17 protein-coding genes are annotated in these 26,892 nt (G+C 72.7%); 8 read left to right on the top strand and 9 right to left on the bottom strand.

All coding sequences use genetic code 11. The features are described from left to right. Position 1 precedes the first annotated feature (1 nt). The 6 genes from ACZDYF_RS03865 to ACZDYF_RS03840 all read left to right on the top strand — a co-directional run bounded on the left by ACZDYF_RS03865 (position 2) and on the right by ACZDYF_RS03840 (position 7,122). Positions 2-1,255 carry an ROK family transcriptional regulator gene (locus tag ACZDYF_RS03865; RefSeq protein WP_475053620.1) on the top strand — a complete coding sequence of 418 codons (1,254 nt, stop codon included), beginning with the start codon at positions 2-4 and terminating at the stop codon, positions 1,253-1,255. 85 nt (positions 1,256-1,340) lie between these two features. Then, entirely contained in the window at positions 1,341-2,108 is a 768-nt protein-coding gene (locus ACZDYF_RS03860) for an ATP-binding cassette domain-containing protein (protein ID WP_138825348.1), read from the top strand. A gap of 449 nt (positions 2,109-2,557) precedes the next feature. Beyond that, positions 2,558-4,663: a glycosyltransferase family 2 protein gene (locus ACZDYF_RS03855; RefSeq protein WP_475053612.1), complete on the top strand. Its 2,106-nt coding sequence runs from the start codon at positions 2,558-2,560 to the stop codon at positions 4,661-4,663. Further along, positions 4,627-4,995: an STAS domain-containing protein gene (locus tag ACZDYF_RS03850; protein WP_475053605.1), complete on the top strand. Its 369-nt coding sequence runs from the start codon at positions 4,627-4,629 to the stop codon at positions 4,993-4,995. The genes ACZDYF_RS03855 and ACZDYF_RS03850 overlap by 37 nt, the downstream gene beginning before the upstream one ends. Next, positions 4,995-6,209 (top strand): glycoside hydrolase family 26 protein, encoded by a 1,215-nt coding sequence (locus ACZDYF_RS03845; RefSeq protein ID WP_475053602.1) that lies wholly within the window; start codon positions 4,995-4,997, stop codon positions 6,207-6,209. The genes ACZDYF_RS03850 and ACZDYF_RS03845 overlap by 1 nt, the downstream gene beginning before the upstream one ends. Before the next feature lies 1 nt (position 6,210). Further along, a complete protein-coding gene (locus ACZDYF_RS03840; protein ID WP_475053599.1) occupies positions 6,211-7,122 on the top strand; it encodes a glycoside hydrolase family 16 protein in 912 nt (303 codons plus the stop codon). Between the two features lie 57 nt (positions 7,123-7,179). On the opposite strand, the gene ACZDYF_RS03835 is transcribed toward ACZDYF_RS03840, so the two are convergent. From ACZDYF_RS03835 to ACZDYF_RS03820, 4 genes are all read right to left on the bottom strand, one after another. After that, complete coding sequence (locus ACZDYF_RS03835) at positions 7,180-7,692, bottom strand: GNAT family N-acetyltransferase (RefSeq protein WP_475053594.1); 513 nt, start codon at positions 7,690-7,692, stop codon at positions 7,180-7,182. 68 nt (positions 7,693-7,760) lie between these two features. Next, positions 7,761-8,750 carry a carbohydrate ABC transporter permease gene (locus ACZDYF_RS03830; RefSeq protein ID WP_475053589.1) on the bottom strand — a complete coding sequence of 330 codons (990 nt, stop codon included), beginning with the start codon at positions 8,748-8,750 and terminating at the stop codon, positions 7,761-7,763. Then, complete coding sequence (locus tag ACZDYF_RS03825) at positions 8,747-9,715, bottom strand: carbohydrate ABC transporter permease (protein ID WP_475053585.1); 969 nt, start codon at positions 9,713-9,715, stop codon at positions 8,747-8,749. The genes ACZDYF_RS03830 and ACZDYF_RS03825 overlap by 4 nt, the downstream gene beginning before the upstream one ends. Beyond that, positions 9,715-11,013 carry an extracellular solute-binding protein gene (locus tag ACZDYF_RS03820; RefSeq protein ID WP_475053581.1) on the bottom strand — a complete coding sequence of 433 codons (1,299 nt, stop codon included), beginning with the start codon at positions 11,011-11,013 and terminating at the stop codon, positions 9,715-9,717. The genes ACZDYF_RS03825 and ACZDYF_RS03820 overlap by 1 nt, the downstream gene beginning before the upstream one ends. 207 nt (positions 11,014-11,220) lie before the next feature. Between ACZDYF_RS03820 and purU the strand changes: the two genes are divergently transcribed. Continuing rightward, positions 11,221-12,120 carry a formyltetrahydrofolate deformylase gene (purU, locus tag ACZDYF_RS03815; RefSeq protein ID WP_307824005.1) on the top strand — a complete coding sequence of 300 codons (900 nt, stop codon included), beginning with the start codon at positions 11,221-11,223 and terminating at the stop codon, positions 12,118-12,120. Positions 12,121-12,151: 31 nt separating this feature from the next. Here the strand turns inward: purU and ACZDYF_RS03810 are convergent, their stop codons facing one another. Both ACZDYF_RS03810 and pdxR read right to left on the bottom strand, forming a co-directional pair. Continuing rightward, positions 12,152-12,859, bottom strand: coding sequence for a hypothetical protein (locus ACZDYF_RS03810; RefSeq protein ID WP_475053572.1), 708 nt, complete (start codon positions 12,857-12,859; stop codon positions 12,152-12,154). Positions 12,860-12,929: 70 nt separating this feature from the next. After that, positions 12,930-14,459 carry a MocR-like pyridoxine biosynthesis transcription factor PdxR gene (gene pdxR / locus ACZDYF_RS03805; protein WP_475053567.1) on the bottom strand — a complete coding sequence of 510 codons (1,530 nt, stop codon included), beginning with the start codon at positions 14,457-14,459 and terminating at the stop codon, positions 12,930-12,932. A gap of 38 nt (positions 14,460-14,497) precedes the next feature. On the opposite strand from pdxR, the gene ACZDYF_RS03800 reads away from it, so the two are divergent. Next, complete coding sequence (locus ACZDYF_RS03800) at positions 14,498-15,523, top strand: aldo/keto reductase (protein ID WP_475053562.1); 1,026 nt, start codon at positions 14,498-14,500, stop codon at positions 15,521-15,523. Positions 15,524-15,611: 88 nt separating this feature from the next. Here ACZDYF_RS03800 and pulA read toward each other — a convergent pair whose 3' ends face one another. The 3 genes from pulA to ACZDYF_RS03785 all read right to left on the bottom strand — a co-directional run bounded on the left by pulA (position 15,612) and on the right by ACZDYF_RS03785 (position 26,744). Further along, the gene (gene pulA / locus ACZDYF_RS03795) at positions 15,612-21,779 is read right to left on the bottom strand and encodes a pullulanase-type alpha-1,6-glucosidase (RefSeq protein WP_475053558.1); all 6,168 of its coding nucleotides are present in this window, start codon (positions 21,777-21,779) and stop codon (positions 15,612-15,614) included. Between the two features lie 244 nt (positions 21,780-22,023). Beyond that, entirely contained in the window at positions 22,024-25,638 is a 3,615-nt protein-coding gene (locus ACZDYF_RS03790) for an ATP-binding cassette domain-containing protein (protein ID WP_475053554.1), read from the bottom strand. A 119-nt stretch (positions 25,639-25,757) separates the two neighbouring features. Beyond that, on the bottom strand, positions 25,758-26,744 hold the full coding sequence (locus ACZDYF_RS03785) for a malate dehydrogenase (RefSeq protein WP_475053552.1): 987 nt from the start codon (positions 26,742-26,744) through the stop codon (positions 25,758-25,760). Positions 26,745-26,892: the final 148 nt, after the last annotated feature.

The raw sequence follows: 26,892 nt of genomic DNA, 5'->3' as shown, positions 1-26,892 counted from the left end.
TGTGAACAACGACCGGTCCACACCCGGCTCGCAGACCTCACTCCGAGAAGCGAACCGAACACGCATCGTGGATGCGGTGAAGCGCTACGGCGGCCTCACCCAGGTCGAGCTCGCCGAGGCCACGGGGCTGTCCACGGCGACGGTCTCGACCATCGTCAAGGAGCTGACCCAGGCAGGGGTCGTCGACACCCGACCCACCTCGCGCTCCGGACGCCGCGCGCTCAAGGTCACGCTCGCGCGCCAGCTCGGCCTCGTCGCGGGCATCCAGTTCGGCCACCGCCACCTCAAGGTCGCGCTCGGCGACTTCGGCCGCACGATCGTCGCCGAGCAGCAGATGCCCCTGCCCGTGGACCACCGCGTCGACACGGGGCTGGACCGCGCGGCCCTGCTCGTCATGGACCTCCTCGAACGCATCGGCGCCTCGACCGACGAGCTCCTGACGGTCGGCATGGCCCTGCCCGCCCCGGTCGACATCTCGACCGGGATGATCTCGGTGCGCGGCATCATGCGCGGCTGGGACGACCTGCACGTCGGACAGGTCATGTCCAAGCGCCTCGCGCGCCCCGTCGTCGTCGACAACGACGCGAACCTCGCCGCGCTCGCCGAGGCCGAGCTCGGGGCCGCCCGCGCGTATCGCGACTCGGTGTTCGTCCGGGTCTCGTACGGGACCGGGGCGGGCGTCGTCGTCGGCGGGCACGTCCACCGGGGGTACGCGGGGACTGCCGGCGAGATCGGCCACGTCCAGGTCGACCCTGCCGGACCCATCTGCCGCTGCGGCAACCGTGGCTGCCTCGAGACCGTCGTGGGGTCGGGCGCGCTGCTCGACCTGCTGCGCACGAGCCACGGGGACATGACCCTGCGCGACGTCATCTCCCGCGCGGTCGACGGAGACCCTGGCTGCCGACGCGTCGTGGCCGACGCGGGCGACCGCATCGGCATCGCGGTCGCGACGCTCGCGAGCGCCATGAACCCTCAGGTCATCGTCGTCGGAGGTGAGCTCGCGGAGACCGGCGAGATCCTCGCCGGCCCCCTGCGCGACGCGGTCCGGCGCCACCTCGTGCCCAACACGATCGCCCCGGTCGAGGTCGTGCTGGGCGAGCTCGGCGCGCGCGCCGAGGTCATGGGCGCGCTCGCGCTCGCCCTCCAGTCGACCGACGTCACGAGCGACGTCCGCCTCGCCCCGGGGGCACCCGGCCCCGTGGGCCTCGTCGCCGCAGGAGACTCCGGCCCCCCGTCTTCGGGAGACCGACCATGACCGCGACCGCACGACCGTCTCGCCACGACGACGTGGCGGGCACGACGGCGCCCCAGGGCGCCCGAGCACGAACAGGTGACAGAACGTGAGCAGCTCCGCCCTCCCCGCCCTGTCGTTGCACGGCATCGACAAGTCCTTCGGCGCGGTCCGTGCGCTCGAGGGCATCGACCTCGAGGTGCACCGCGGCGAGGTCGTCGCGCTCGTCGGCGACAACGCCGCGGGCAAGTCGACGCTCGCCAAGGTCATCGCGGGCGTCCTCGTCCCGGACGCGGGCATCATCGAGTCCGACGGCGTCCCCGTCACCATCCCCAACCCGGCGGCCGCGCACGCGCTCGGGATCGCGACGGTCTTCCAGGACCTCGCGCTGTGCGACAACCTCGACGTCGTGTCCAACCTCTACCTCGGGCGCGAGCTGCGCCACGGACCGCGGCTCGACGAGGCCGCGATGGAGGACAACGCGCGCCGGATCCTGCGCGACCTCACGTCGCGCATCCCCTCGGTCCGCACGCTCGTCTCCGACCTGTCGGGCGGCCAGCGCCAGAGCGTCGCGATCGCGCGCACGCTGCTCGGCGACCCGCGCATCGTCGTGCTCGACGAGCCCACCGCCTCGTTGTCCGTGTCACAGACGGCGGAGGTCCTGACGCACATCGAGCGCCTGCGCGACCTGGGGCACGCGGTCATCCTCATCAGCCACAACATGACCGATGTGCGCGCCGTCGCGGACCGGATCGAGGTCCTGCGCCACGGGCGCAACAACGGCTCGTTCTCCGGGCCCGGCACGAGCTACGAGGAGATCATCGCGGCGATCACGGGCGCTGTCGCCGCTCCGCGTCGGGCAGCCCGCCTGGCCTGACGCAGGATCCGACCTGCCTCCGCGCGGCGGGAAGGCCTGACACGTCGACGGTCCCGGCGGGCCGCACCAGCGGGCCGCACCAGCGCGGGAAGGCGCCCGTCCGCGAGCGCCCCGACGTGTCGTCGCGGTGAACGGGACGGGGACCGGCGCGCCCTGGCGTTACCGCCGGGTTGCCGGCCTGTGGAGATCCGGGCGCAGACCGGACGAACGGCGCAGACCGCCCGCGCACCGCTTCCCCTGCGAACTTCACCCGCTCTACATTCGAGGCACGACACCACCGGGGGTCCGCTCGACCGGACCGCCCGTCGTCGTGACCGGCACGCAGGGGTGTCGCTGCCCGTCCCGACGTCATCGCCGCCGCCGCTCTCGAGCCGCCGCGCGCCGACCTTCTCGTCGCCCGACGTCCCGGTCCCGCTTGTCGTCTCTCGTCGTCCGACGGAGGAGAACGCATGGGTAGCAGCAGACTGGCCGCGGTGCGGCTCCTGGCCGTGGTCGCGGTGGCCTTCGGGCTCGTGTACATCGGGTGGCGCTGGACGGGGACCGTGGCGTGGGACGCCTGGTGGATCGCGGTCCCCCTGGTCGTGGCGGAGACGTACAGCCTGGGCGAGACCGTCCTGTACTCGCTGACCATGTGGAACGCGAGGCGCCGGCCCCCGGCTCCCCCGGCCCCCGAGGGCCTGAGCGTCGACGTGTTCGTCACGACGTACAACGAGCCCGTGGACCTGGTCCTGCGGACCGCGATCGCGGCGCGCGACATGACGTACCCGCACGCGACGTGGGTCCTCGACGACGGCAACCGGCCCGAGCTCGAGGTCGCGGCGTCCCGCGTGGGTGTCGGCTACATCACGCGCGGTCCCGAGTGGGAGGGGCGGCCCCGCTTCGCGAAGGCGGGCAACGTCAACAACGCGCTGTTCCGCACGAGCGGCGACCTCGTCGCGATCCTCGACGCCGACCAGGTCCCGGAGCCGCGCTTCCTGGACCGGGTCCTGGGCTACTTCGAGGACGAGGAGGTCGCGTTCGTCCAGACGCCGCAGCACTTCTGGAACGTGCCGCCGAGCGACCCGCTGGGTACGCAGGCCGAGCTGTTCTACGGTCCCATCCAGCAGGGCAAGGACGGCTGGGGCGCGGCCTTCTTCTGCGGGTCGAACGCGGTGCTGCGGCGTGAGGCGCTCATGGCGCTGGGGCTGACCCGGTTCTCGCGGGACGCGCGCGGTGCGATGCGCGCCGCGCTCCGGGCAGGCCGGTCGCGGCTCCAGGACCTCCTGAGCCAGCTCGCGGTGCGCGAGCCCTCGGCGATGCCCGTCGCCGAGCAGGCCCTGGCCGCGGTGCGCCGGGCCGAGGGGCAGTTCCGGCGCGGCGACGTGCTCGCCGAGATCACCTCGGAGCTGCGATCGGCCTTCACCGCGGCCCTGGTCCAGGCGCCTGTCGCGCCTGTCGCACCTGTCGCGCATGCGGCGCCTGTCGCGCCTGTGGCGACCGCGGCGACCGGGACCGTGGAGCCGCCGGAGATCCAAGAGACCCCGTCCCTGCCCGAGGACGTGGCGGGCGAGATGCTCGCCGAGCTCGACGGGGTGCTCGAGCGCGTCGACGTGGCCCGCACGGACCAGGCCCTGACGATCAACCCGCTCGACACGACCACGATCACCGAGGACATGGCCACGGCCATGCACCTGCACGCGATGGGGTGGACGAGCGTCTACCACCACGAGGTGCTCGTGCACGGGCTCGCGCCCGAGGACGTCGGCACGGCCCTGTCGCAACGCCTGCGCTGGGCCACGGGGTCGATGCAGGTCTTCTTCCGGGACAACCCGCTCCTGGTTCGCGGGCTCTCGCTGGCCCAGCGGCTCATGTACCTGGGCACCATGACGAGCTACCTGAGCGGGTTCGCCGCTCTGGTCTACCTCGCCGCGCCCGTCCTCTTCCTGACGCTCGGCGTCTTCCCCCTGCATGCGGACCCGGCGCTGTTCTTCCTGCACTTCCTGCCGTTCTTCGTGGCCTGCCAGCTCCTCTTCCAGGTGTCCGGCAAGGGCAGCCGGGGGCTGTGGCGGGGTCAGCAGATGTCGTTCGCACTGTTCCCCACGTGGATCGCTGCGACGCTCTCGGGAGCCTCCGCGGTGTTCCTCGGCCGGCACGTCGCGTTCTCGGTCACGTCCAAGACCAAGCAGGCCACGGGCACGGGCTACCGGCACGTCCTGCCGCAGGTCGTCGTGACCGTGGTCCTGCTCGTGGCCTCGGCGGTCGGGGTGACCCGGATGCTCGCAGGCGAGGCCTCGGCGCCCGCCACGACCCTGACCCTGGGCTGGGTCGCTGTCGACCTGGCCCTCCTGTCCGCCGCGCTGCGCGCTGCGCGGTACACGGGGCCCGGCGACACCGTCGTGGACCCGGTCCCCCCGTCCGTCGCACTGCTCGCGGCCCAGGCCGTGGGCGACGTGCTCGACGGCGACGCACTCCCGACCACGTTCGACCCGACGGAAGTCCCGCTCGACCTCACCGTCCGCCACGTCCCCAGGAGCTCGCCATGGCCGCCTTCGTCAGCGCACCCGACCTCACCCTGACCCACCCCGTCACGAGCATCGACCTCCCCACCGGCGGGCGGCTCGACGCCGCCGCCGTCCTGTCCCTGCGTGAGCCCGTGTCGTCGGCCGCGGCCGACGGTCCGGTGCTCGTCCTGCTCGACGTCTCGGGGGTCGACGGCGTGTCGCCCTCGGGCGTGGCGGGCCTGCTCGACCTGCTGCGCGTGGTCCGGTCGCGCGGCGGGGACCTGCGGATCTTCGGCGCCTCGGCCGCGCTGCAGCACGCGTTCACGGCGCTGCGGCTCGACACGGTCACGCGCATCTACGGCGGCCACGACGAGGCGCGCGGTCTCCTCGCGTCCCGGGCCTCCTGATGGCGTTCTACCTCCCGGGCGGCCGTCGCCGCCGGCCCGGCCTCGTGACGCCGCTCGTGGTCATGCTGCTGGGGGTCGGCGCGGTGGGAGCGGGGTTCGCCGTGGCCGGTCCGCCCGCCGCCCCGCAGGTGCCTGTGGCGCAGGCGTGCACCGCGGACGCGGCGAGCATCGTGCCCGACGACGGCACGCTGCTCGGCGTCAACCTCGACTGGGCGTCGGAGACCCTCGAGGAGCACCGGACCTACCTCGACCACGCCCCGGCGGTCGCGGTCCAGTTCTCCGACGTCCCCTACGACCGCGAGACGTGGGAGCACACGGTCAGCGCGGTCACCCAGATGAAGGCCAACGGGGGCGTGCTGCTCCTGACGCTCGAACCGCACGCGGGGCTCGCGGCCATGTCGGACGAGGTGGTCGCGACGCTCGCCGACGACCTGCGGGACGTCAACGAGCAGGGGGTCGCGGTCGTGCTGCGGTTCGCGCACGAGATGAACGGCTCCTGGTACGCGTGGGGCCAGCAGCCGACGGCGTACGTCGAGACGTTCCGTCGGGTCGCGGCCGCGGTCCATGCCGAGGCGCCGGGCACGGCCATGATGTGGGCGCCCAACTACGGCGGCGGGTACCCGTTCACGGGCGGCCAGTTCGCGGCGCTGCCGGGGTCGGCCGACTACGCGGCTCTCGACACCGACGGCGACGGTACGCTCACCATGACCGACGACAGCTACCTGCCGTACTTTCCGGGGGACGACGCCGTGGACTGGGTCGGGGTCTCGCTCTACCACTGGGGCAACCAGCGCCCGTGGGGCAACAACGAGGTCCCCGAGGACGGCAAGTTCCTCGCGATGCTCACGGGCACGTACGTGGGCACGGCCGGGGACGACGCCGCGGTGCCGGACTTCTACACGGTCTACGGCGTCGAGCACGGCCACCCCGTGGCGGTGCCGGAGACCGCCGCGATCTACACGCCCTCGCGCGGCGGGGCCGCCGAGCTCGACATCAAGCGGGCCTGGTGGCGGCAGGTGTTCTCGCCCGAGACGCACGAGCGGTTCCCGCAGCTCAAGATGGTCAACTGGTTCGAGTGGGACAAGTACGAGATCGAGATCGACGACGACGTCGACTGGCGGGCAGCGGGCGCCGCCGACGTCCGCGACGCGTTCGTCGCCGACCTCCCGGCGTGGCTGCGCTACGCCGAGGACGTCTCGACCTGCGAGGAGTGACATGCGACCGACCCCGCGCAAGGCACCGCGTCGCGCACCTCGCCCGGGCGTCCTCGTCGCCGCCGTGATCGTCGTGGTGGGCCTCGCCACCCTGGCGGCCGCCGCCGTCGGGCCGCCTGCGTCCGGGCCCGGGGCGCCCCGGATGGGGGCCCCGCCCGGGCCCCTGACCTGGGCCGACGAGTTCGACGGCGCGGCCGGCGCCCCGCCCGACCCCTCGCGCTGGCGTCTCGAGACGGGCGGCAGCGGGTGGGGCAACGGCGAGCTGCAGTACTACACCGACAGCCCGGGCAACGCCTCGACCGACGGCGAGGGCCACCTCGTCATCACGGCCCGTCGGGAGAACCCCGGCGACCTCTGGTGCCACTACGGTCGCTGCGAGTACACGTCCGCACGGCTCATCACCGCGGACCGCTTCGCCCAGCAGTACGGGCGCTTCGAGGCGCGCATCAAGATCCCGGGCGGGCAGGGCACCTGGCCGGCGTTCTGGATGCTGGGCCAGGACATCTTCACCACCGAGCCGTGGCCCGCGAGCGGCGAGCTCGACGTCATGGAGAACGTCGGCGCGGAGCCGGGCACGGTGTGGGGCAGCCTGCACGGCCCCGGGTACTCGGGCGCGGACGCGATCCACGCGTCGACCACGCTCCCGGACGGCGAGCGGTTCGCCGACGACTTCCACACCTTCACGGTCGACTGGACCCCGGGTGCGATCGCCTGGTACGTCGACGGCGTCGAGTACTCGCGCAGGACCCCCGCCGACACCGGTGGTGACCCGTGGGTCTTCGACGACCCGTTCTTCCTGCTGCTCAACCTCGCGGTCGGCGGCGACTGGCCCGGCCCGCCCGACGAGGGCACCCCGCTACCTGCGCGGATGCTCGTCGACCACGTCCGGGCCTACGCGTGGGACGAGCCGTAGACGCGGGCGAGGCGCACCCCCGCACGGGGGACGCGCCTCGCTCGCGGGCGGACGGGCTCAGCCCTGGGCGTCGCTCGCGTTACGCGCCTCGGCCTCGCCCAGGATGCGGCGCAGGTACGTGTACGTGAGGTCGCCCGCGGCCTTGTCGTACTGCTCCTCGTAGCCGTGGCGCGCGTACAGCTCCAGGTTCTGCTTGGAGTCCTTGCCCGTGAAGACCCAGATCTCCGTGGTCTCCTCAGGAAGGTGCGGCAGGACCGCGAACAGCATCTGCGTGCCGATGCCGCGGCCCTGGAGGTCCGGGGCCACCGCGAGCCGCCCGAGCGTGGCCTTGCCGCCCTCGATCTCCACGCGCACCGACCCGACCAGGCGCGGCCCCTGCCACGCCCCGAGCGTGATGACGCCCTGGGTCGCCAGGTCCGCCTTGAGCTCGGCGAGCGTCTGCGTGAGCGGCGGGATGTTCGGGTCCCCGTAGAGCTGCGCCTCGGTGACGAACGCTGCCCGGCGGAGCGTGAGGAGCTCCCCCGCGTGCTCGTCCGTGACGAGGTCCATGGTCATCGGCGTGTCGGTCATGGTCCCATCGTGTCAGAAACGGGCGACCCCGCGGTGCGCGTCCGCGGGTGGAATGGTGACCGTCTCACCTAGCCCTTCACCGCCCCCGCCAGCCCGGACACCAGGTGACGCTGCACGAGCACGAAGAAGACCAGCACGGGCACCGTCATGATGACCGAGCCCGCCATGATCGCGCCCCAGTCGTTCTGGTCGTCCTTGAAGAACGTGAGGATCGCGAGGGGCAGCGTCTGGTTCTCCTGCGCCGAGATGATGAAGGTCTTGGCGAACAGGAAGTCGTTCCACGTCGAGATGAACGAGAACACGCTGACTGCGACCACGCCCGGGAACACGAGCGGGAACAGGATCGAGCGCACGAACCGGAAGCTCTTGGCCCCGTCGATCCGCGCGGCCTCCTCGAGCTCGACCGGGACGGCCGCGACGAAGCCGCGCAGCATCCAGATCGCGAACGGGATCGAGAACGCGAGGTGCACCAGCACGAGCGAGCCGAGCTGGTTGAGGCCGAGCGCGGGGACGGACGCCCCCATGTTCCGGAACAGGAAGAACAGCGGGATCGTCAGGGCCTCGATGGGCACCATCTGCGCGATCAGCACGATCACGAGCAGCGTCGTGCGACTGCGGAACCGGTAGCGCGTGAGCGCGACCGACGCGAGGAACGCGCAGATCGTCGAGAGGACCACCACGGCCAGGGCCACGACGAGCGAGTTGAGGAAGAACCGCCCGAAGTCGTTGACCGTCAGGACCCGCACGAACGAGTCGAGCGTGAGGTCCGTCGTGAACAGCGACGCGTCGCCCGCGTCGATCGCGGCCTTGGGTCGCAGGGCCGACAGGACCATCCAGTAGAGCGGGAACGCGACGACGAGCGCGACCAGGAGCGCCGCGGCGTTCGAGCCGGGGTTCTTCCACGCCCGACGGCGCCGCGCACCGCCCGCGCCCGCCCCGCCCCGCGCGGTGGTCGCCCCGGCGTCCGGGGAGCCCGTGCCCCGCACCGCGGACGGTGAGGTGCCGCGCCCGACGGACGCTCCGGCGTCGGGCATGCCGGCGGTGACGCTGGTGCTCACAGGACCTCTCCTGATCGGCGCAGCAGGCGCAGGTAGACGAGCGTGACCCCGAGCAGCAGGAGCGTCATGACGACGCCGATCGCCGACCCGAGCCCGTACAGGTTGGACGCGAACGCCTGCTGGTAGGAGTACACGTTGAGGACGAGGTTCTGCCCGCCGATCCCGCCGCCGTTCGTCATGACGTAGATCTGCGTGAACACCTTGAAGTCCCAGATGATCGACTGGATCGTCACGATGATGATGATCGGGCGCAGCATCGGGACCATGATGGAGCGCGCGATGCGCGGCATCGACGCACCGTCGAGGCGAGCGGCCTCGAGCAGCTCGCTCGGGATCGCGAGGATGCCCGCATAGACCGTGACCAGCACGAACGGGAACGAGCACCACACGACCTCGGCGCCCACGAGCGCGAACGCCGGCCACTTCTCGGCCGTCCACGAGTGCCCCGCGAAGCCCGACAGGCCGACGTCGACCAACGTCTTGTTGACGAGCCCGAGCGTCGGGTCGAACAGGAAGAGCCAGACCGCGGAGCCCGTCATCGCGGGCGTGGCCCACGCGCCGAGCGCCGCGAGGAACAGGACCGAGCGCACCCATCGGCTGACCCGGGTCGCGAGGACCGCGAGCGCCGAGCCGAGCGCGAGGGTCGCGACGACGCAGCCGGCCGCGAAGACCGTCGTGTTGAGCAGGACCGTCCAGAACTTCGCGTCCCCGAAGAGCTGGGTGTAGTTGCCCAGACCCAGGAACTCGAGCGGCGCCCCACCCGTGACGTTGGCCTGGCGGTAGTCGTAGAACGACGTGACGACGAGCTGGTAGAGCGGGTACCCGAGCAGGCCGACGAGGATCGCGGCGGCCGGCAGCAGGTAGACCCACGGTTCGAGCCGGGAGGTCCCGGTCCGGGAGCGACGCGCGGGACGCGGGGGGCGGGCGGACGTGCTGCCCGCCCCCGGTGCGGTGAGCGAGGTCATCAGGGGGCCTCGGAGAACGCCTTGTCCATCGCGGCGGCCGCGGTCTGCGTGGCCTGCTCGACCGTGGCCTGCTTCGTCGCGACGGTCTGGAGCATGGTCTTGATGTCGCCCTGGGCGTCGATCTGGGTCCACGCCGGGGTCGAGGGGACGAACTCGGTGCCCGCCGCGAGGGTCTCGGTGAAGGGCTCGATCGCGGGCGTCGCCGCCGCGACCTTCTCCTGGACGTCGGTGAACGTGGGCAGGTTGCCCATCGCGTCGAACATCTTCTCCTGGTACTTCTTCCCGCCCAGGAGCGTCATGAAGTCGACCGCGAGGGACTTGCGCTCGCTGCTCTTGAAGACGCCGAGGTTGTTGCCGCCCGCGAACGCCGGGGCGATCTCGCCGGCCTTCTCGCCCGGGAGCGGGACGATCGCGTACGTGGCGCCCACGGCCGACTCGTCGACGGCCTTGCGGTTGAAGTCGCCGCCCACGACCATTCCCGCCGTGCCCGCGACGAACTGCTGGACGCTCGCGCTGCCGGTCCACTCGGCGCACAGGGCCGAGGGGCAGATGTCGTCGGCGAGGAGGTTCGTGTACGCCGTGACGCCCGCGCGGGACTCGGGCGTGGTGAGCGCCGAGGTGTACGCGCCGTCGGAGCCCTGGGTCGCGAGCGCTCCTCCGCCCGCCCACAGGAACGGCATGGCCGCGTACTGGTACGCGCCGCCCGCCGCGATACCGACCATCTCGGGCTTGGCGGCCCGGATCGCGCGCGCCGCGGTCTCGATCTCGGCGAGCGTCGCGGGCACGGACAGGCCCAGCTCGGAGAAGACGTCCGTGCGGTAGTAGAGCGCGCGGACGCCGATGAACCACGGGACCCCGTAGGTCGCCCCGTCGATCTCGGTCGTGGCGGCGATCGAGGGGGTCAGGTCGCCCGACTCGTCCCAGGCCGCGACCTCCTTGGTCACGTCCGCGAGACCGCCCGCGGCGACGTAGGCCGCGATGTCGGTGTTGCCGAACTCGGCGACGTCGGGGGCCGAGGCAGGGTCGTTGAACGCGGCGTTGAAACGCTCGGCGCGGGTGTCGACGGGGATGTACTGGACGTCGACCTCGACGCCGTCGTGCTCGGCCTCGAACTCCGCGACGGCCTCGTCGACCACCGCGGCCTTGGGGTCCTGGTTGACCTCGGCGAAGAGCCAGACGCGCAGCGTGCCCGTGCTCTCGTCGTTCTCGGCCTCGGTGATCGTGGACTGGGTGGGGGCGCAGGCCGTCAGGGCCAGCACGGCGGCGACGCCGAACGCCGCCAGGCGGGACTTCTTCATATCGACTCCGTCATCGACTCGGGGGCCGGCGTCGTCGGTGGCGCCGGTTCCGGGAGGTTATGCACCTGTTCGCGGCGCGGTCCACGTCATGGCACCCTCCGTTGCGCACTGCACAATGGAAGACAACTTTGTTGCCTATTGGGCGGTCGGCCGCGCGCGGCCCGGACGGAGCCGGTGGACGCGCGACGGCGCGGCTACCCTGGGACCGTGTCCAGCACCTCTCTGTCGAACGTTCCTGCCTCCGGCGCGCCCGACGCGTCCACGCCGACCCACTGGGTCCTCACGCTGTCCTGCCCGGACGGTCCGGGGATCGTGCACGCCGTCACGGGGACGCTCGCCGAGCACGGTGGCAACATCACCGAGTCGCAGCAGTTCGGCGACCCGCTGTCCGGGCTGTTCTTCATGCGCGTCCAGGTCGAGTCGACCGCGTCGCGCGACGAGCTCGAGACCGCGCTCGCGCCCGTGATCGAGGCGTTCGACATGACGTGGAACCTCGACGTGGTCGGGCGCCGCGTGCGCACGCTCGTCATGGTCTCCAAGGCCGCGCACTGCCTCGTCGACCTGCTCTACCGCGAGCGCTCGCAGGGCATGCCGATCGAGGTCGTGGGCGTCGTGGGCAACCACCGCGACCTCGAGGACATCGCCGCGTTCTACGGCAAGCCGTTCCACCACGTGCCCGTCACACGCGACACCAAGGCCGCCGCCGAGGACCGCCTGCGCGAGCTCGTGGCCGAGCTCGACGTCGAGCTCGTCGTCCTCGCGCGCTACATGCAGATCCTGTCCGACGACCTGTGCCGCGACCTGTCGGGCCAGGTCATCAACATCCACCACTCGTTCCTGCCGAGCTTCAAGGGCGCCCGCCCCTACGCGCAGGCGCACGACCGCGGCGTCAAGCTCATCGGCGCGACGTCGCACTACGTGACGGGCGACCTCGACGAGGGACCGATCATCGAGCAGGACGTCGAGCGCGTCGACCACTCGCGCGCCGTCGAGGACCTGGTCGCGCTGGGCGAGGACGTCGAGCGCCGCACGCTCGCGCGGGCCGTTCGCTGGCACGCCGAGCACCGCGTGCTGCTCGACGGGCACCGGACGATCGTCTTCCGCTGACCTGCGCGACACTGCTGCACGCTCGACGCAGTCACGGCTCCGGCGCCAACCGGACCTCGACCGGGGTGAGCCCCAGGTCGAGGACGCCCGTGGTCCACGGGGACACCCATCGCCAGGCCTCGGGCAGCGCCTCCGGGGCGGGTCGCACCCAGACCGACACGTCAGCGCCTGAGACGGCGATCCTGACGCCCTCGACCGTCGCCGGCGGTACGTCGCGGGCAAGGTCGACGAGCGCGGCCAGGCGGCCCGCCAGGGCAGGGTCCTCGCACTGCAGGGTCATGGGCGCCGCGTCGGTCGTGACGGCGAAGAGGTAGTCGGCGCCGTGGTCCCCTTCTCGGCCCCCGTGCTCGCACAGTGCGGCAAACACCTCCTCGAGCTCGGCGGGTATGCCGGAGACCGTGACGTCGATCGTCTCGGAGCGTGCGTCGTAGCCGGTCTGCACCATGCTGGCAGGCTCGACGAGGTCCACCACTCCCGGCAGAGGTACCAAGGTGTCGAGGAACGCGTCCCGGCGCGCGGTGGCCTCGACGTCGGCCGTGCGGTCGGGCGCATCCGGGACGACCAGGCCGATGACGACGGCCGCGACACCGATCAGGACCCCGACGAGGACCACGCTGACGACCAGGGCGAGGACCGTGCGACGCCGCTCGGCCGGTCCTCGCGCCTCGGCGTCGTCGCTGGCGAACGCCGACGTCCCCGACCTGCTGACCTCTGACGTGTTCTCCCCCGCGCGAACCATGGCCCGAGCATACGGACCGATCGCCTGCCTCCCTGCGACCCGCCCACGCCAGCGCCAGCGCCGCGCGGCCCTACCTCCCCGCGGCCCGCACCGCCGCCGCGAGCCGCGCCACGGCCTCCTCGACGCGCGCGTCCGCGAGGTTGCCGTACCCGACGACGAGCCGGTCTCTCCCGGCGTCGCGACCGCCGGCCGTCGCCCGGTACCGCTCGATCGCCGCGACGTTGACCTCGCGCAGCGCCGCCTCGCGCACCACGTCCGTGGCCACGACGCCGTCCGGCAGCTCGACCACGGCGTGCATGCCCGCGGCGATCCCCGTGACGAGCGTCCCGGGCAGCGCCTTCCCGAGCGCCTCGACGAGCACCTGCCGGCGCCGTCGGAACCGTCCCCGCGCAGCGCGCAGGTGCCGCTCGTACGCCCCCGACGTCACGAACCGGGCGAGCGCGAGCTGGTCGATCGTCGACGGACCGGCCCCGCCCCGGTCGACCACCGGGTCCCGCCACCCCGGCGGCAGCACCGCCCACCCGAGCCCGAACGCGGGCGAGAGCGTCTTGCTCAGCGAGCCCAGCAGCACCACGCGGTCGGGCGCGAGCCCTTGCATCGCCGCCACGGGCCGACGGTCGTAGCGGAACTCGGCGTCGTAGTCGTCCTCGACGACCAGCCCGTCGACGTCGCGCGCCCACCCCACGAGCGCCTCGCGCCGCGCGGGCGAGAGGGCCGCGCCCGTGGGGAACTGGTGGGCGGGGGTCACGAGCACGGCGCGCGCGCCGGTCCGGCCCGCCGCGGCGAGGAGCGCATCGACGTCGATCCCGTCGGCGTCGACCGGGACCGGCACGGGCGTGAGCCCCGCGGCGGCCGCGGTCTCGCGCAGGCGCGACCAGCTCGGGTCCTCGACGAGCAGGGCCCGGTGCCCGGCCCCGTGGAGCGCCGCCGCGACGCGCCGCATGGCGTCGTCGGCGCCGTGCGTCACGACGACGTCGCCCCCGCCCGCGCGCACGTGCCGGGCGCGGGCGAGGTATTCCGCGAGCGCCGCCCGCGTCGCGGGATGGCCCGTGGGGTCGGGGGCCGCGAGGTAAGCGTCGGGCGCCTCGGCGAGGGCCTCGCGCAGCGCGCGGACCCAGGCGGCGCGCGGTACGTGCCGCAGGTCGGGCACGCCGGGCCCCAGGTCGAGTCGGGCCCGGGTGGTGGGCAGCCTTCCCGTGCCCGACGGCGTCGCCCGGGCCTCGGGGCCGGTCGCCCGGGTGCCGGTCCGGGCCGTGAGCGGGACCCTGGTCCCCGACCCTGTCCGGGACTCGAGCGCCCCTTCGGCGACGAGCTGACCGTAGGCCTCGGTCACGACCCAGCGCGAGACGCCCAGGGTGTCGGCGAGCACGCGGCTCGGGGGCAGGGCGGCCCCGGGTGGGACGCGTCCGAGGTGGACGGCCTCGCGCACCGAGTCCTCGAGCCGCCGGTGGAGCGGGCCGGGGCCCGTGCCCAGGTCGAGGACGGTCTCCCAGGCGAGCGCCGTCGTCGGGCCGGGGCTGGGCAGACCGGACGCACGAGGCGAGCGGAGCGGCACGCTCGTCTCGTGTTCGCGCCGCACATTGGTCTGGTCAGATGCCATGTCAATGGACCGTACACCCAGGCCGCTCGACTCCTAGCGTGGAGACCGTCAACCAGCAGCACTCTGAGCAGGAGACCACCATGCGCTACCGCACCCTCGGCGACGGCCGGACGTCGTTCGACGTCAGCACGCTGTGCCTCGGCACCATGAACATGGGCACGCTGACGGACGAGGAGACGTCGTTCGCGATCCTCGACCGCTACGTCGAGGCCGGAGGCACGTTCCTCGACACGGCCAACAACTACAGCTACTGGGCGGGCGGCCTGGGCCGCGACAGCGAGGACCTGCTCAACCGCTGGCTCACGAGCCGCGGGGCGCGAGGGCACGTCCGCATCGCGACCAAGCTCGGCGCGGCCAAGAAGGACCCCGCCCTGCCTCTGTCCAACACTCCCCCGACCAACTTCCAGGGGCTCGCGGCCGAGACGGTGGCCTGGGAGGCGTACGAGAGCCTGCGGCACCTGGGCGTCGACCGGCTCGACGTCCTCTACGGGCACGTCGACGACCTCGACACCCCGCTCGCGGAGACCGTCGGGGCGTTCGGCAAGCTCCAGGCCGAGGGCGCCGTCGGGATCTCGGGCATCTCGAACGTCGCGCTGTGGCGCGTGGTCGAGGCGCGCGAGGAGGCGCTGCGACAGGGCGTCGCGCCGTACGGGGTGGTCCAGGAGCAGCTCAGCTACCTCTACCCGACGCCGGACCCCGACCGGCACAACTGGGCCTCGCCCGAGCTGCTCGACTACGCGCGCTCGACGGGGACCGACGAGCGCCCCCCGCTCGCGGTCACGGCCTACTCCCCGCTGCTGCAGGGCGCCATGGTGCGCGACGACAAGGAGCTGTGGGAGGGCTACGGGCACCCGACCTCGCTCGAGCGGCGCCGCGTGCTGCACGACGTCGCGCGGCAGATCGGCGCGACGCCCAACCAGGTCGCGCTCGCGTGGCTGCTCGGCGGCCCGGTGCCGGTCGTCCCGGTGATCGGTCCGAGCAGCGTCGCGCAGCTCGACGAGCTGCTCGGGGCGGCGGACCTGGACCTCGACCCGGAGGTGCGGGCCCGGCTCGACGCGGTCTAGTCCCCGCACGCACCGAGAGCGGAGCCCGTGCGCGACGTGTCCGGCACGTCGCGCACGAGCTCCGCTCTCGCTCGTTCACCCGGAGGCGCTAGCCACACTCACGCGCGGCGTACGACACGTCGTAGCCCGTCCGGACCTCCGTGCCGCCGATCGTCGCCGTGCCCGTGACCGTGGCGGTCGCGGCGGGGACCTGCGCCTGGCGGGTCGCGAAGGTCTGCTGGGCGGACTTGCCCGGCAGCACCCCGGTGAAGGTCTTGGCACCGATCGGCGTCTCGACCTTGACCGTCGCCGGGACCTTCCCGGCGTTGACCGCGCTGACCGTGACCGTCACCCGGCCCGCGACGCACTGGGTGCGCGCCGAGGCGGTCAGCTCGACCTTCGTGGCACGCGGCTCGACGAGCACCGCGACCGAGCGGGCCGGGACGGTGACCGTGCCGGTCGCCGCGTCCCACGTGGTCGCCTTGACGACGTCGTCGTGACCGTCGGCCTGGATCGGCGAGAGCGCGTACTGGCGCCCCGCCAGACCGTCGACCGTCTGCGTGACCGCGTCGGGCGAGGCGTTGAAGACGACGAGCGCGCCGTCGAGCTCCTTGTCCACGTCCGCCCCGACCGTGTCGTCGATGCTCATGACGATCACGCCGGGCGTCTGGCCGGTCCCCGCGTCGGGGAACGTGACCTTCTGGTTGATCAGGTCCGCGCTGCCCAGGCGGAACAGGTCCGTCGAGGAACGCAGCCGCAGCAGGTCGGCCGCGTTGTCGGACGCCGCCTCGATGTCCTGCGCGACCGGCTTGAGGGCCGGGTTCGCCAGCAACGGCGCCATGAGCGGCCACTTCTCGCCGTTGTCGGCCTCGAGCGGCAGGCCCTTGCCGAACCCGTTGTCCGTCCCGGTCCAGTCGATCGCGTTGTACCAGTCGCCCGAGTCGTAGCTGTTGCGGTCGAGCGACTTGGAGCGCAGCAGGTCGGTGCCCGCGTGCCACAGCGAGGGCGTCTGCGACAGGGCCGTCGTGGCGAGCGAGACGTTGTTCATGCGCACCCGGTCGGCCATCGACGTGTCCGCCGGCAGCTTGAGGGTCAGCAGGTCGAACAGCGTCTCGTTGTCGTGCGCGTCGACGTAGCTGATGATCTCCTCGGGCGAGTCCGCGTAGCCCGCGGGCGCGCCCCGGTAGTCGATCTCGTCGCCGCGCCGGGTCTCGCCCGTCGAGGTCGTGAACGTGAAGCTGCGCAGGTTGCCCGCGAGCCCCAGCCGGACCAGGTCCGTCTCGTGCCCCAGCGCTGCGAGCTCGTCGGGAGACCCGTCGTTCACCGTGCCCGGCTCCCCCGCCCGGGCGGGCTGCCCGTTCGGGTCGGTCGCGAGGCCCGTGCCGAAGCCCTGCGTGAACGTCGAGGCCCCGTCGACGGGGGACCCGCCGTGGACCGCGTCGCGCAGACGGTCGGAGAACGTGCCGATACCCGTGCCACTGAGCTGGCCCTGCGTGGCCTGCTCGAACAGCGCGTTGTCCGCGACCTCGCCGAAGTTCCAGCCCTCGCCGTACAGGTACACGGCCTTGCCGTCGACGCCGTCCTTCTTCGGTGTGAGCTCGTCGAGCGCGGCCCGGACGTCGAGCATGTTCTGCTTCGAGTGGTGTCCCATGAGGTCGAAGCGGAAGCCGTCGACCTTGTAGTCGCGGGCCCACGTGACGACCGAGTCGACCATGAGCTTGCCCGTCATGGCGTGCTCGGTCGCGAGGTTCTGGCAGCACGTGCTGGTCTCGACCGCGCCGGTCGTCGTGTTCTGGCGGTGGTAGTAGCCGGGCACGACCTTGTCCAGCACGCTCTTGGCGTCCTGGCCGCTGGCCGCGGTGTGGTTGAACACCTGGTCGAGCACGACCTGGAGCCCGGTCTGGTGCAGCGACCCGACCATGGTGCGGAACTCGGCGACGCGCGCGGCCCCCTCCGCGTCGACGGCGTACGAGCCCTCGGGCGTGGAGAAGTGCAGCGGGTCGTAGCCCCAGTTGAAGCCGTCCGTGCCCTGGATCGCGGACACGGCCGCCTGCTGCTCGGTGCCGTCGGGCGCGAAGCCGCTCAGGTCACCGGTGACCGACTGCTCGGCCCGGTCCTCCTCAATGGTCGCGATGTCGAACGTCGGCAGCAGGTGCACCGTCGTCAGGCCCGCGTCGGCGAGCTCGGCGAGGTGCTTCATGCCGGCCGACTTCTTCTCGCCGAACGCGAGGTACGTGCCGCGCTTGGGGGCCGGCACGGTGGTGTCGGCGATCGAGAAGTCCCGCACGTGCAGCTCGTAGATCGTCTGGTCGACGGCTCGCTCCACGACGGGAGCCTTGGTGTCCTTCCAGACCTTGGGCTGCGTGGTCTTCGCGTCGAGGTCCACCACGACCGAGTGCGTCGAGTTGAGCGTGAGCCCGAGCGAGTACGGGTCGGTCACGACGTTCGTCTCGACCTTGCCGGTCGACGGGACGAAGACCTCGACCTCGTAGAGGTACCGGGCCCCGACCCAGCCGAACTTCTTGTCGGCGTCCTTCCCGTCGACCGTCCACGTCCCGTCCGACTGACGCTCGGCGGGGAACCGCCGCGCGTCCTCGGTCGTCAGGTCCGCGGCGTCGCCCGTGCCGGGCCACGCGAGGAGAGTGACCTTCTTGGCGGTGGGAGCCCACAGGGCGAACGAGGCCCACTTGCCGTTGGTGTAGATGCTCGCGCCGAGCGTGCGGTCCGCGGCGCCCTCGGCGAACAGGTCGTCCAGGACGCCCGGAAGCTGCACCCCGGTCGTCGCGGTGAGCGGTGCGTCGGCCGCGGGTCCGCCGCGCTGGGCGACCAGGAGCTGACCCGTGAGCGCGGCGGTCGCCGCGTCCACGGAGATCGGCTCGCCGTCGGTGCCCGTGACCCGCAGGGCCACCGCGTCGGCGAGGGCCGGGAAGTCGGCTACGACGTCGTCGGGCAGGCCCGCCGGGTCGTAGGCCAGCCCCAGGGTCGACGACCCCTCCGGGGCGACGACCGCGCCGTCCGCAACGCTCAGGCCGCCCGTCGGCGCCGTGTAGAGCGTCCAGCCCAGCATCGCCGGGTCCGCCCCGGCGAGGAGCTCGCGCGGCCACGCGACCAGGTCCTTGCTCACCCAGTGCGCCGCCTGCTGGCCCGTGCCGGGCAGCGGCGGGTCCGCCACCTCGATCGTCAGGACGTGCGTCGCCAGCACGTAGGAGAACGTCACGGCCTTGCCCTCGGTCGCGCTGAACGAGTAGTTCTGGCCGTCCTTGACGCCGCCGACGCCGTAGTTCTCGGCCCAGCTCATGCCGTGCGTGACCTTGCCCTCGTAGGCGCCCGTGGCGAGCGCCGACGTCGTGAACGTGTAGACGCCGTCACCGTCCGGGTCGCGCAACCACGACCCCAGGCAGTCCGGAGACCAGGCTGCCGAGCAGCCGAGCTGGTCCTGGAACGAGCCCGCGACCGTGACGATCGGGCCCTGGGCCGTGCTCGAGAAGTCGTGCGAGACCGGGTCCCAGTAGAACGTCACCGGGCCGCCCGCAGTCGTGTACGTCGCGTTGGAGCCGTCCTTCGCGCCGCCCACGCCGTAGTTGAGGTCCCACGAGCCGTTGATCGCGACCTTGTACTCGTACGTCCCGGCCGGGACGTCGAACGTGCCCGCGTAGACGCCGTCGGCGCGCTTCGTGAGCTTCGCGGCCTCGCAGCCGGGAGCCCAGTCGCCCGCGCAGCCCATCTCGGAGTTGTGGCTGCCGGGGACGGTGACCAGGTCGATGTCCGTCGGGGGCTCGACCTCCTCGTCACCGCTCACCGCGTTCCCCACGCTCGCGAACGTCGAGGACGCGGCCCGGTCGCCGTCGGCATCGACCGTCACGGCGCGGTACTCGACGAGCGTGCCCTTCGCCAGGTCGCTCACGTCGTGGAAGACGCGCGGCGAGGTGTCCTCGGCCGTGCCGAGGCCCTGCCACTCGTCCGTCCCGACGACGCGCCACGCGAAGCTGGTCTCGGACCACGCGGCGTCGTCGACGTCCGCGCTGACCGGGGCGATCCCGGTGAGTCCCGCTCCCGCGGCCGGGACCGTGACCGACACGTCGCCCGTCGACTCGACGCCCACCGTGCGGTCGGCCTTCAGGACGACCGAGCCCAGGGCCGGGACCGTGAGCGAGACCGTGCCGTCGGCACCTGCCGTGACGGGGTCGCCCCCGAGGAGCGGCGTGTACGTCGCTCCCGGCGTGAGCGTCGTGAAGCTGACCGTCTTGGCCGCGGTCGAGTTGTTGAGCCCCACGAGATGCTCGACCTTCTCGGTGCGGTCCACGCGCGAGAAGGCGTAGACACCCGCACCCGAGTCCGTGTAGCGCTCGATCTGAGCCCCGGTGGCGAGCGCCGGGTTGTCCGCACGCAGCGCGGAGAGCTCCGCGATGTGGGTGTAGAGCGGCGACGTGGTGTCGTAGCGGTCCTGGCTGCCGGCGGTCTCGCCCGTGACGAGCGGCTGGTCCGCGTACTCGCCGACCTGGGTCGCGAACAGCGACTGACGAGCGTTCTTGTCCTTGCCGTCGCCCACGCCCGCGAAGCCCTGCTCGTCGCCGTAGTAGACGACGGGCTGGCCGCGAGTGAGGTACATGAGGTCGTGCGCGAGCTCGTCGCGACGCTGCGCGTCGCCCGTGGTCTGCAGCAGGTACCCGATCCGGCCCATGTCGTGGTTGCCGAGGAAGGTGGGCAGCGCCGAGGCCGACGAGTCGGGCGTCGTGTACATGTCGTCGCTCGCGAAGAGCTGGGACAGGCCCTTGGCGCTGTTGCCGCTCGCGAAGCTCGCGGCCGAGGACTGGAACGCGAAGTCGAGCACTGAGCTCATGTCCGTCTTGCGCACGTAGGGCGAGAGCTTGGCGGCGTCGGCGTCGTAGATCTCGCCGAACATGAAGAAGTCGTCCTTGCCCTTCGAGTGGGCGTAGTCGAGGACCTCGGTGGTCCAGGTCTCCCAGAACTCGAAGTTGACGTGCTTGACCGTGTCGATGCGGAAGCCGTCGATGCCGAGGTCGACCCAGCCCTGGTAGACGTCGACGAACCCGTCGACGACGCGCGGGTTCTCGGTCATGAGGTCGTCCAGGCCGTCGAAGTCGCCGTAGGTCACCGACTCGCCGGACCACGTCGAGTTGCCGCGGTTGTGGTAGAGCGTCGTGTCGTTGAGCCACGCGGGGACCTTGGCGTCCTTCGCGTCGTCGGCGACCACGGGCGTGTAGGGGAACGACGTCGTGGGGTCCATCGCGGGGAACGTGTCCTTGCCCGCGTGGTCGGCCGGGTCGAACACGTCGCCCGCTGCGTCCTTGTACGGTGCGGTCGCCTGGTCGACGTACGAGTACTGCTTCTGCTCGTTGTCGATCAGGTCGGCCGTGTGGTTGGTGATGATGTCGAAGTAGACCTTGATGCCCTTGGCGTGCGCCTCGTCGATGAGCGCCTCGAGCTCGGCGTTGGTCCCCAGGTGCGGGTCGATCTGCGTGAAGTCCGTGACCCAGTAGCCGTGGTAGCCCGCCGAGGCGTTCTCGCCCTCGCCCTGGACCGGGTTGTTCTTGAACGACGGCGTGAGCCAGATCGCGGTGGTCCCGAGTCCTTCGATGTAGTCGAGCTGGTCGCGCAGGCCCTGGATGTCGCCACCCTGGTAGAAGCCCTTGTTCGTGGGGTCGTAGCCCGAGCGCAGCGCACCGCCCTCGATGCCGGCCTCGTTGTTGGTCGGGTCGCCGTCCGCGAAGCGGTCCGTCATGACGAAGTAGAACTGCTCGTCCGAGCCCGGCTGGCGCACGGGCGGGGTCACGATCGGCGCGTCGGTCGCCTCGTCGTAGGCTCCCCCGAGCCCGACGGGCGCGAGCGAGACGCGCTTGGCGACGTCGTCGAACGTGAAGCGCAGGGTCGTGGGGCCACCGACGACCAGCGGGATGTTGTCCGCACCGCCGTTCAGGCCGTACGCCTCGTCCCACGAGTCGTTCACGGCGACCTTGTACTCGTAGGTGCCCGCCGGCACCTGGAAGTCGGCCGAGAAGACGCCGTCGGTGCCGGTCGGCACGAGCTCGGTCGCGGCGCAGGCCGGGTCCCAGTCCGCCGCACAGCCCGCCTCGTCCTGGAGGCTGCCGACGAGCGCGAAGGTGCGGGCCGCATCGTTCGCGGTCGCCGCGGGGGCGGTCGCCGCGTTGGCGACGGCCGTGAAGCCGGTCAGCCCGGTCAGCGCGACCGAAATGGCCGCGAGGGAGGCTGTGGTGCGGCGCGGTCTGGAGGACCGCCTGGGGGCAGGTGCTGGCATGAGGACTCCCTTGTCACCGGGGAGTCGGACGTGCGAACGCACCGCCGGGCGACCGAGCCTCTGCGCTCCGCGTGGTCTCCCGAGCCGGGCGCTCCCCGCCGCCGGCTGACCCAGACTGTAGCCCTTGCAGAAAGTTGCAGCAAGAGTTTGTTGTCGGGGAACGCCGAACGAGGCCGGTCGGACAGCTCGGCTGAGCTGCCCGACCGGCCTCGAGGTTCGGAACGGGACGAATCGACGCTGCGGGTCAGCCCGCGAGATGCCCCCACCTCGGCGCCAGGTCGCGCCACGGCCCGACCTCCGCGACCGCACCCTCGTGCAGGACGACGACCCGGTCTGCCCGCGCGAGAGCCGCGCGCTTCGAGGTCGAACCGATCACGGTGGTCCCGCGCTCGCGCAGCGACGACCACAGCTCGATCTCCGTCGCGGCGTCCAGGGCGCTCGACACGTCGTCGGCCAGGAGGAGCTCGGCGTCGGTCGCGAGCGCCCGGGCGAGCGCGAGCCGCTGCACCTGACCGCCCGAGAGCCGCACACCGCGATGCCCCACGAGCGCCCCGTGCCCGCCCGCCTCGACCACGTCCCGCTCCATGCGCGCGGCCGCGACAGGTCCCTGGACCTCACGCTCGTGACCGAGCCGCACGTTGTCGGCGAACGTTCCCGACAGCACGCGCGGGACCTGCGCGACGTGCGCGACCTGCCCCGGACGCAGGAACGTCTGCGCGTCCTCGACGTCGGTCCCGTTCCACCGGATGTGGCCCGTGTGCTCCATGAGCCCGGCGAGGGCCGCGAGGAGGCTCGACTTGCCCGCACCCACCTGGCCGAGCAGCAGCACGAGCTCGCCGCGCTCGATCGTCAGGTCGACGCCCTGCACACCGATCGTGCCGTCGTCGTGCAGCGCGCTCACGCCCGCCAGCTCCAGGAGCTCGAGCGCCTGCCGGGGGCTGGGCGCCGGCGTAGGCGCCGCACCGGTGAGCAGGTCGACGCCGGGCGGCACGTCCATGAGGTCCGCCCCCGCGGCGAGGCGGCTCGTCGCCCGCTGCCAGGACCGGGTGCCGGGCGCCTCGGTCACGACCGCCCCCGCCACGACGCCGAACCACCCGAAGCCGTTGACCGCGTTCGCGACCAGGAGCGCCGTCGCGAGGTCCCACGTACCCGTCAGGAGACCCGCCCACGCCGCGACGACGCCGAGCTGGATCATGACGAGCGGCACGCCGTCGAGCGCGGCCTGCACCCGGTGCTCGAAGATCGCGGCCCGCACCCGGCCCGCGTCGACCTCGTGCAGGTGCGCGTGCACCTGCGGGGTCCGGGCCGCGAGCTTGACGGTACGCGCCGAGTCGAGCGCCGAGACCAGCGACCGCCCGAACCGGGCACGCGCGGCCGAGGAGCGCGTGGCCGACCGACCCGCGATCGGTCGGCCGAGCGCCGACGCAGCGGCCGACACGACCATGACCGCGAGCAGCACGGCCCCCGCGAGCCACGACCGGCTGAGCAGCGCCGTGACGCCCGCGATGACGAGCCCGTTGACGAGGTCGACCCAGCGGTCCGCGTAGCGCACGAAGCGGTCGGCGTCCATGGCTCGCGCCACGACCTCGCCCGGCGGCGTCGCCGTGAGCCGGTGCTGGCGCGTCTGGCCCGTCATGACCGACATGCGCACGCGCAGCAGGACCTCGATCCACCAGCGCGGGTAGACGTACAGGGCGCGCGCGAGGCACAGCGGCGCGATCACGAGGAGGACCGCGAACGGGACGAGCAGCCCCGCCGGGAAGCCCTCGTCGAGCCCCTGGACGGCGCGCCCCCAGAGGAACCCGGTGACCGCTCCCTGCGCCGAGACGAGGCTCGCCACGAGGAACAGCCCGGCCCCCACGACGCCCCACGCCGGGCGCACGAACAGCGCGTGCAGCACGCCGCGCGCGAGGCTGGGGCCGTCGCCCGGGTCGGCGAGGACCGGGGGTGCGCCCAGTCGACGCCGACCGCCGACGGCCTCGTCCGCCTGCCCCGGAGCCGCAGCCTGACGCTCACCGCTCGAACCGGCGTCGTCGAGCCCGTGGTCCGGGCGGGCCCCGCGCTCGAGACTGCCTGCACCCTCGACCGGTGCCGGCGACGCGAGCCCGTCCTGCGCGACGCTCGCCTCGAGCAGGTCACGGTAGGGACCCGCGAGCCGCGCGAGCGCGGCCCGGTCACCCTGCTGGACGACGCTCCCCCGGTCGAGCACCGCGATCAGGCGGGCGCGTTCGATCGTCGTGAGCCGGTGCGCGACGAGCACGCCCGTGCGGCCCGCGAGCAGCCGCTCCGAGGCGGCCACGACCCGTGCCTCGGTCAACGGGTCCATGCGCGCCGTGGCCTCGTCCAGGACGACGACCTGGACGTCGCGCACCAGGAGGCGGGCGAACGCGACGAGCTGCTCCTCCCCCGCCGACAGGGACGTCCCGCCGGGTCCGAGCAGCGTGTCGAGCCCGTCGGGCAGCCCGGCCACCCAGTCGTCGAGGCGCAGCTCGCGCACCGCGTCCTCGATCGACGAGCGCGGGACGTCGGCGAACAGCGCGACGTTCTCCGCGAGCGTGCCCGCGAGGATCTCGGTCCGCTGGGTCACGACGCCCACCGCGGCGCGCAGCGCCTGCAGGTCGAGGTCGCGCACGTCGACGCCGCCCACGAACACCGCGTCGCGGGGCGGCTCGACCGCCCGGGACAGCAGCGACGCGAGGGTCGACTTGCCCGAGCCCGTCCGACCGACGAGCCCGATCGTCGCGCCGGCCGGCACGTCCAGGCTCACGCCGTCGAGGGCGAACGTGCCCTCGGCGTAGGAGAAGTGGACGTCCCGGAGCTCGATGCCCACCGGGCCCTCCGGGACGGGGCGCCCACCCACCGGCTCGGGGGCGACCGAGAGCATCTGCCGGATGCGCGTGAGCGCCCCGAGCCCCTCCTGGATGTCGGGCAGGTGGTGGACGAGGTTGTCGGTCTGCCCCACGAACATCGACGTGACCAGGAACAGCGTGACGAGACGGTCGACGCCCAGCTGGCCGTCCGCGGCGAGCGCCGCACCCGAGACCGCCACACCTGCGAGCAGCGAGGCGAGCACGAGCCCGGCACGCCGGAGCATGCTCGACTCGACCAAGAGAACGGACTCGAAGCGTCGGTGGACCTGCGCCGACCGTTCGGCGAGCCTGCGCACGGCGAACGACTGGCCCAGGCTCGTGCGCAGGTCGTCGCGCGCGGCCACGGCCTCCTCGAACGCGGCCGCATGGTCCGTCCACGCCGCCTCCTCGATCACCTTCCGGCGAGCGATCTCCCCGAGCATGGGGCGCACGATGAGCCCGGCGACCAGGCCGAGCACGGGGAACAGGATCCACGCGGGCCACCACGTCAGCCCGGCCACGACCCACATGGGGACCACGCCGACGAGCGTGCGTCCTGCACCCCACGCCTGACGACGCACGAGCGTGCCGACGGCATGGGTGTCGTCGTCGACGCGGTCCAGCACCTCGCCCACGGCCTGCTCGGTGAGGGTGTCCAGCGGCTGGTGCAGGGCCGCGGAGAGCAGGTCTCCGCGCAGGCGCCCCTCGGCCCGGTCGACGACCCCGGCCCAGACCACCTGTCCGACGGTATCGAGCAGGGCTGCGCCCACGACGCACGCGGCGAGGAGCTGGAGCGTCGCCGTCGTCGGGTCCGCGGCGAGCCAGCCCGCGACGACCGTGCCGTACGCGGCACCGATCGCACCGATCGTGAGCGCGACGAGCGCGACGACGGCCTGGGGCCCGCGCAGGCGCCGCCAGTCGAGGCGGCGCGCGGGGTCCGTCGAGGTGACGGACGGGGAAGGGACGACATGGTCTGGGCCGGTCGGAGTGCCGGTGGGTGCATCGGTCATGGCGCGTCGATCCTATGGCGGGGGTCCGACGCGCACGCAGGGATTTTCCGACGCCGAGGGTGGTCAGACGACCACGACGGGCTGCGTGGCCACCCTCGGGTCCGGCTCCCGGGACGAGGTCAGATCAGGCCGAGCCCGCGCACCGCGTCGCGCTCCTCGACGAGCTCGGCGACGGAGGCGTCGATGCGCTCGCGCGAGAAGTCCGAAATCTCCAGGCCCTGGACGATCTCCCAGCTCCCGCCGCGCGAGACCACGGGGAACGAGGCCATGAGGCCCTCGGGGACGCCGTACGACCCGTCGGACACGATGCCCGCGCTCGTCCAGTCGCCCTCGGGCGTGCCGTTGACCCAGTCGAACACGTGGTCGATCGCGGCGTTCGCGGCCGAGGCGGCTGACGAGGCGCCGCGCGCGTCGATGATCGCGGCCCCGCGCTTGGCGACGGTCGGGATGAACTCGCCCGTGAGCCAGGCCGAGTCGGCGGCGAGCTCGGCGCCCGGGCGCCCTGCGACGTCGGCGTGGAAGATGTCCGGGTACTGCGTGGCCGAGTGGTTGCCCCAGATGCTGACCTTGCGGACCTCGGACACGGGTACGCCCGCACGCTTGGCGACCTGCGTCAGCGCGCGGTTGTGGTCGAGGCGCGTCATGGCCGTGAAGCGGTCCTTCGGCACGTCAGGGGCGTTCGACGCGGCGATGAGCGCGTTGGTGTTCGCCGGGTTCCCGACGACGAGCACGCGGACGTCGTCGGCCGCGCCGGCGTTGATCGCCTCGCCCTGCGGCTTGAAGATGCCACCGTTGGCCTCGAGGAGGTCGCCGCGCTCCATGCCCGGGCCGCGGGGACGCGCTCCGACGAGCAGGCCGACGTTGGCCCCCTCGAACCCGGCGCGCGGGTCGTCGAAGATGTCGATGCCCGCCAGCAGCGGGAAGGCGCAGTCGTCGAGCTCCATCGCGGTGCCTTCCGCCGCCTTCACCCCCTGGGGGATCTCGAGCAGTCGCAGGCGGACGGGCACGTCCGGTCCGAGGAGCTGACCTGCGGCGATGCGGAACAGCAGGGCGTAACCGATCTGACCGGCGGCTCCGGTCACGGTCACGTTCACGGGAGTTGTCATGGCCACACTCTGTCACAACGCCCCCGCGCTCCCCAGGGGTACTCGCGAACCTCGTCCGTGGGGCGTCCGTCACACCCGCGGACGGTGCCCGCGCCGCACGCGCGGGGCCGCGTCGGGCCGTGCGCGGCCCCGTCCCCCACCCCCGAGA

The organism is Oerskovia sp. PE-21s, from assembly GCF_056158145.1.
This window is presented reverse-complemented; position numbering and strand designations above follow the sequence as displayed.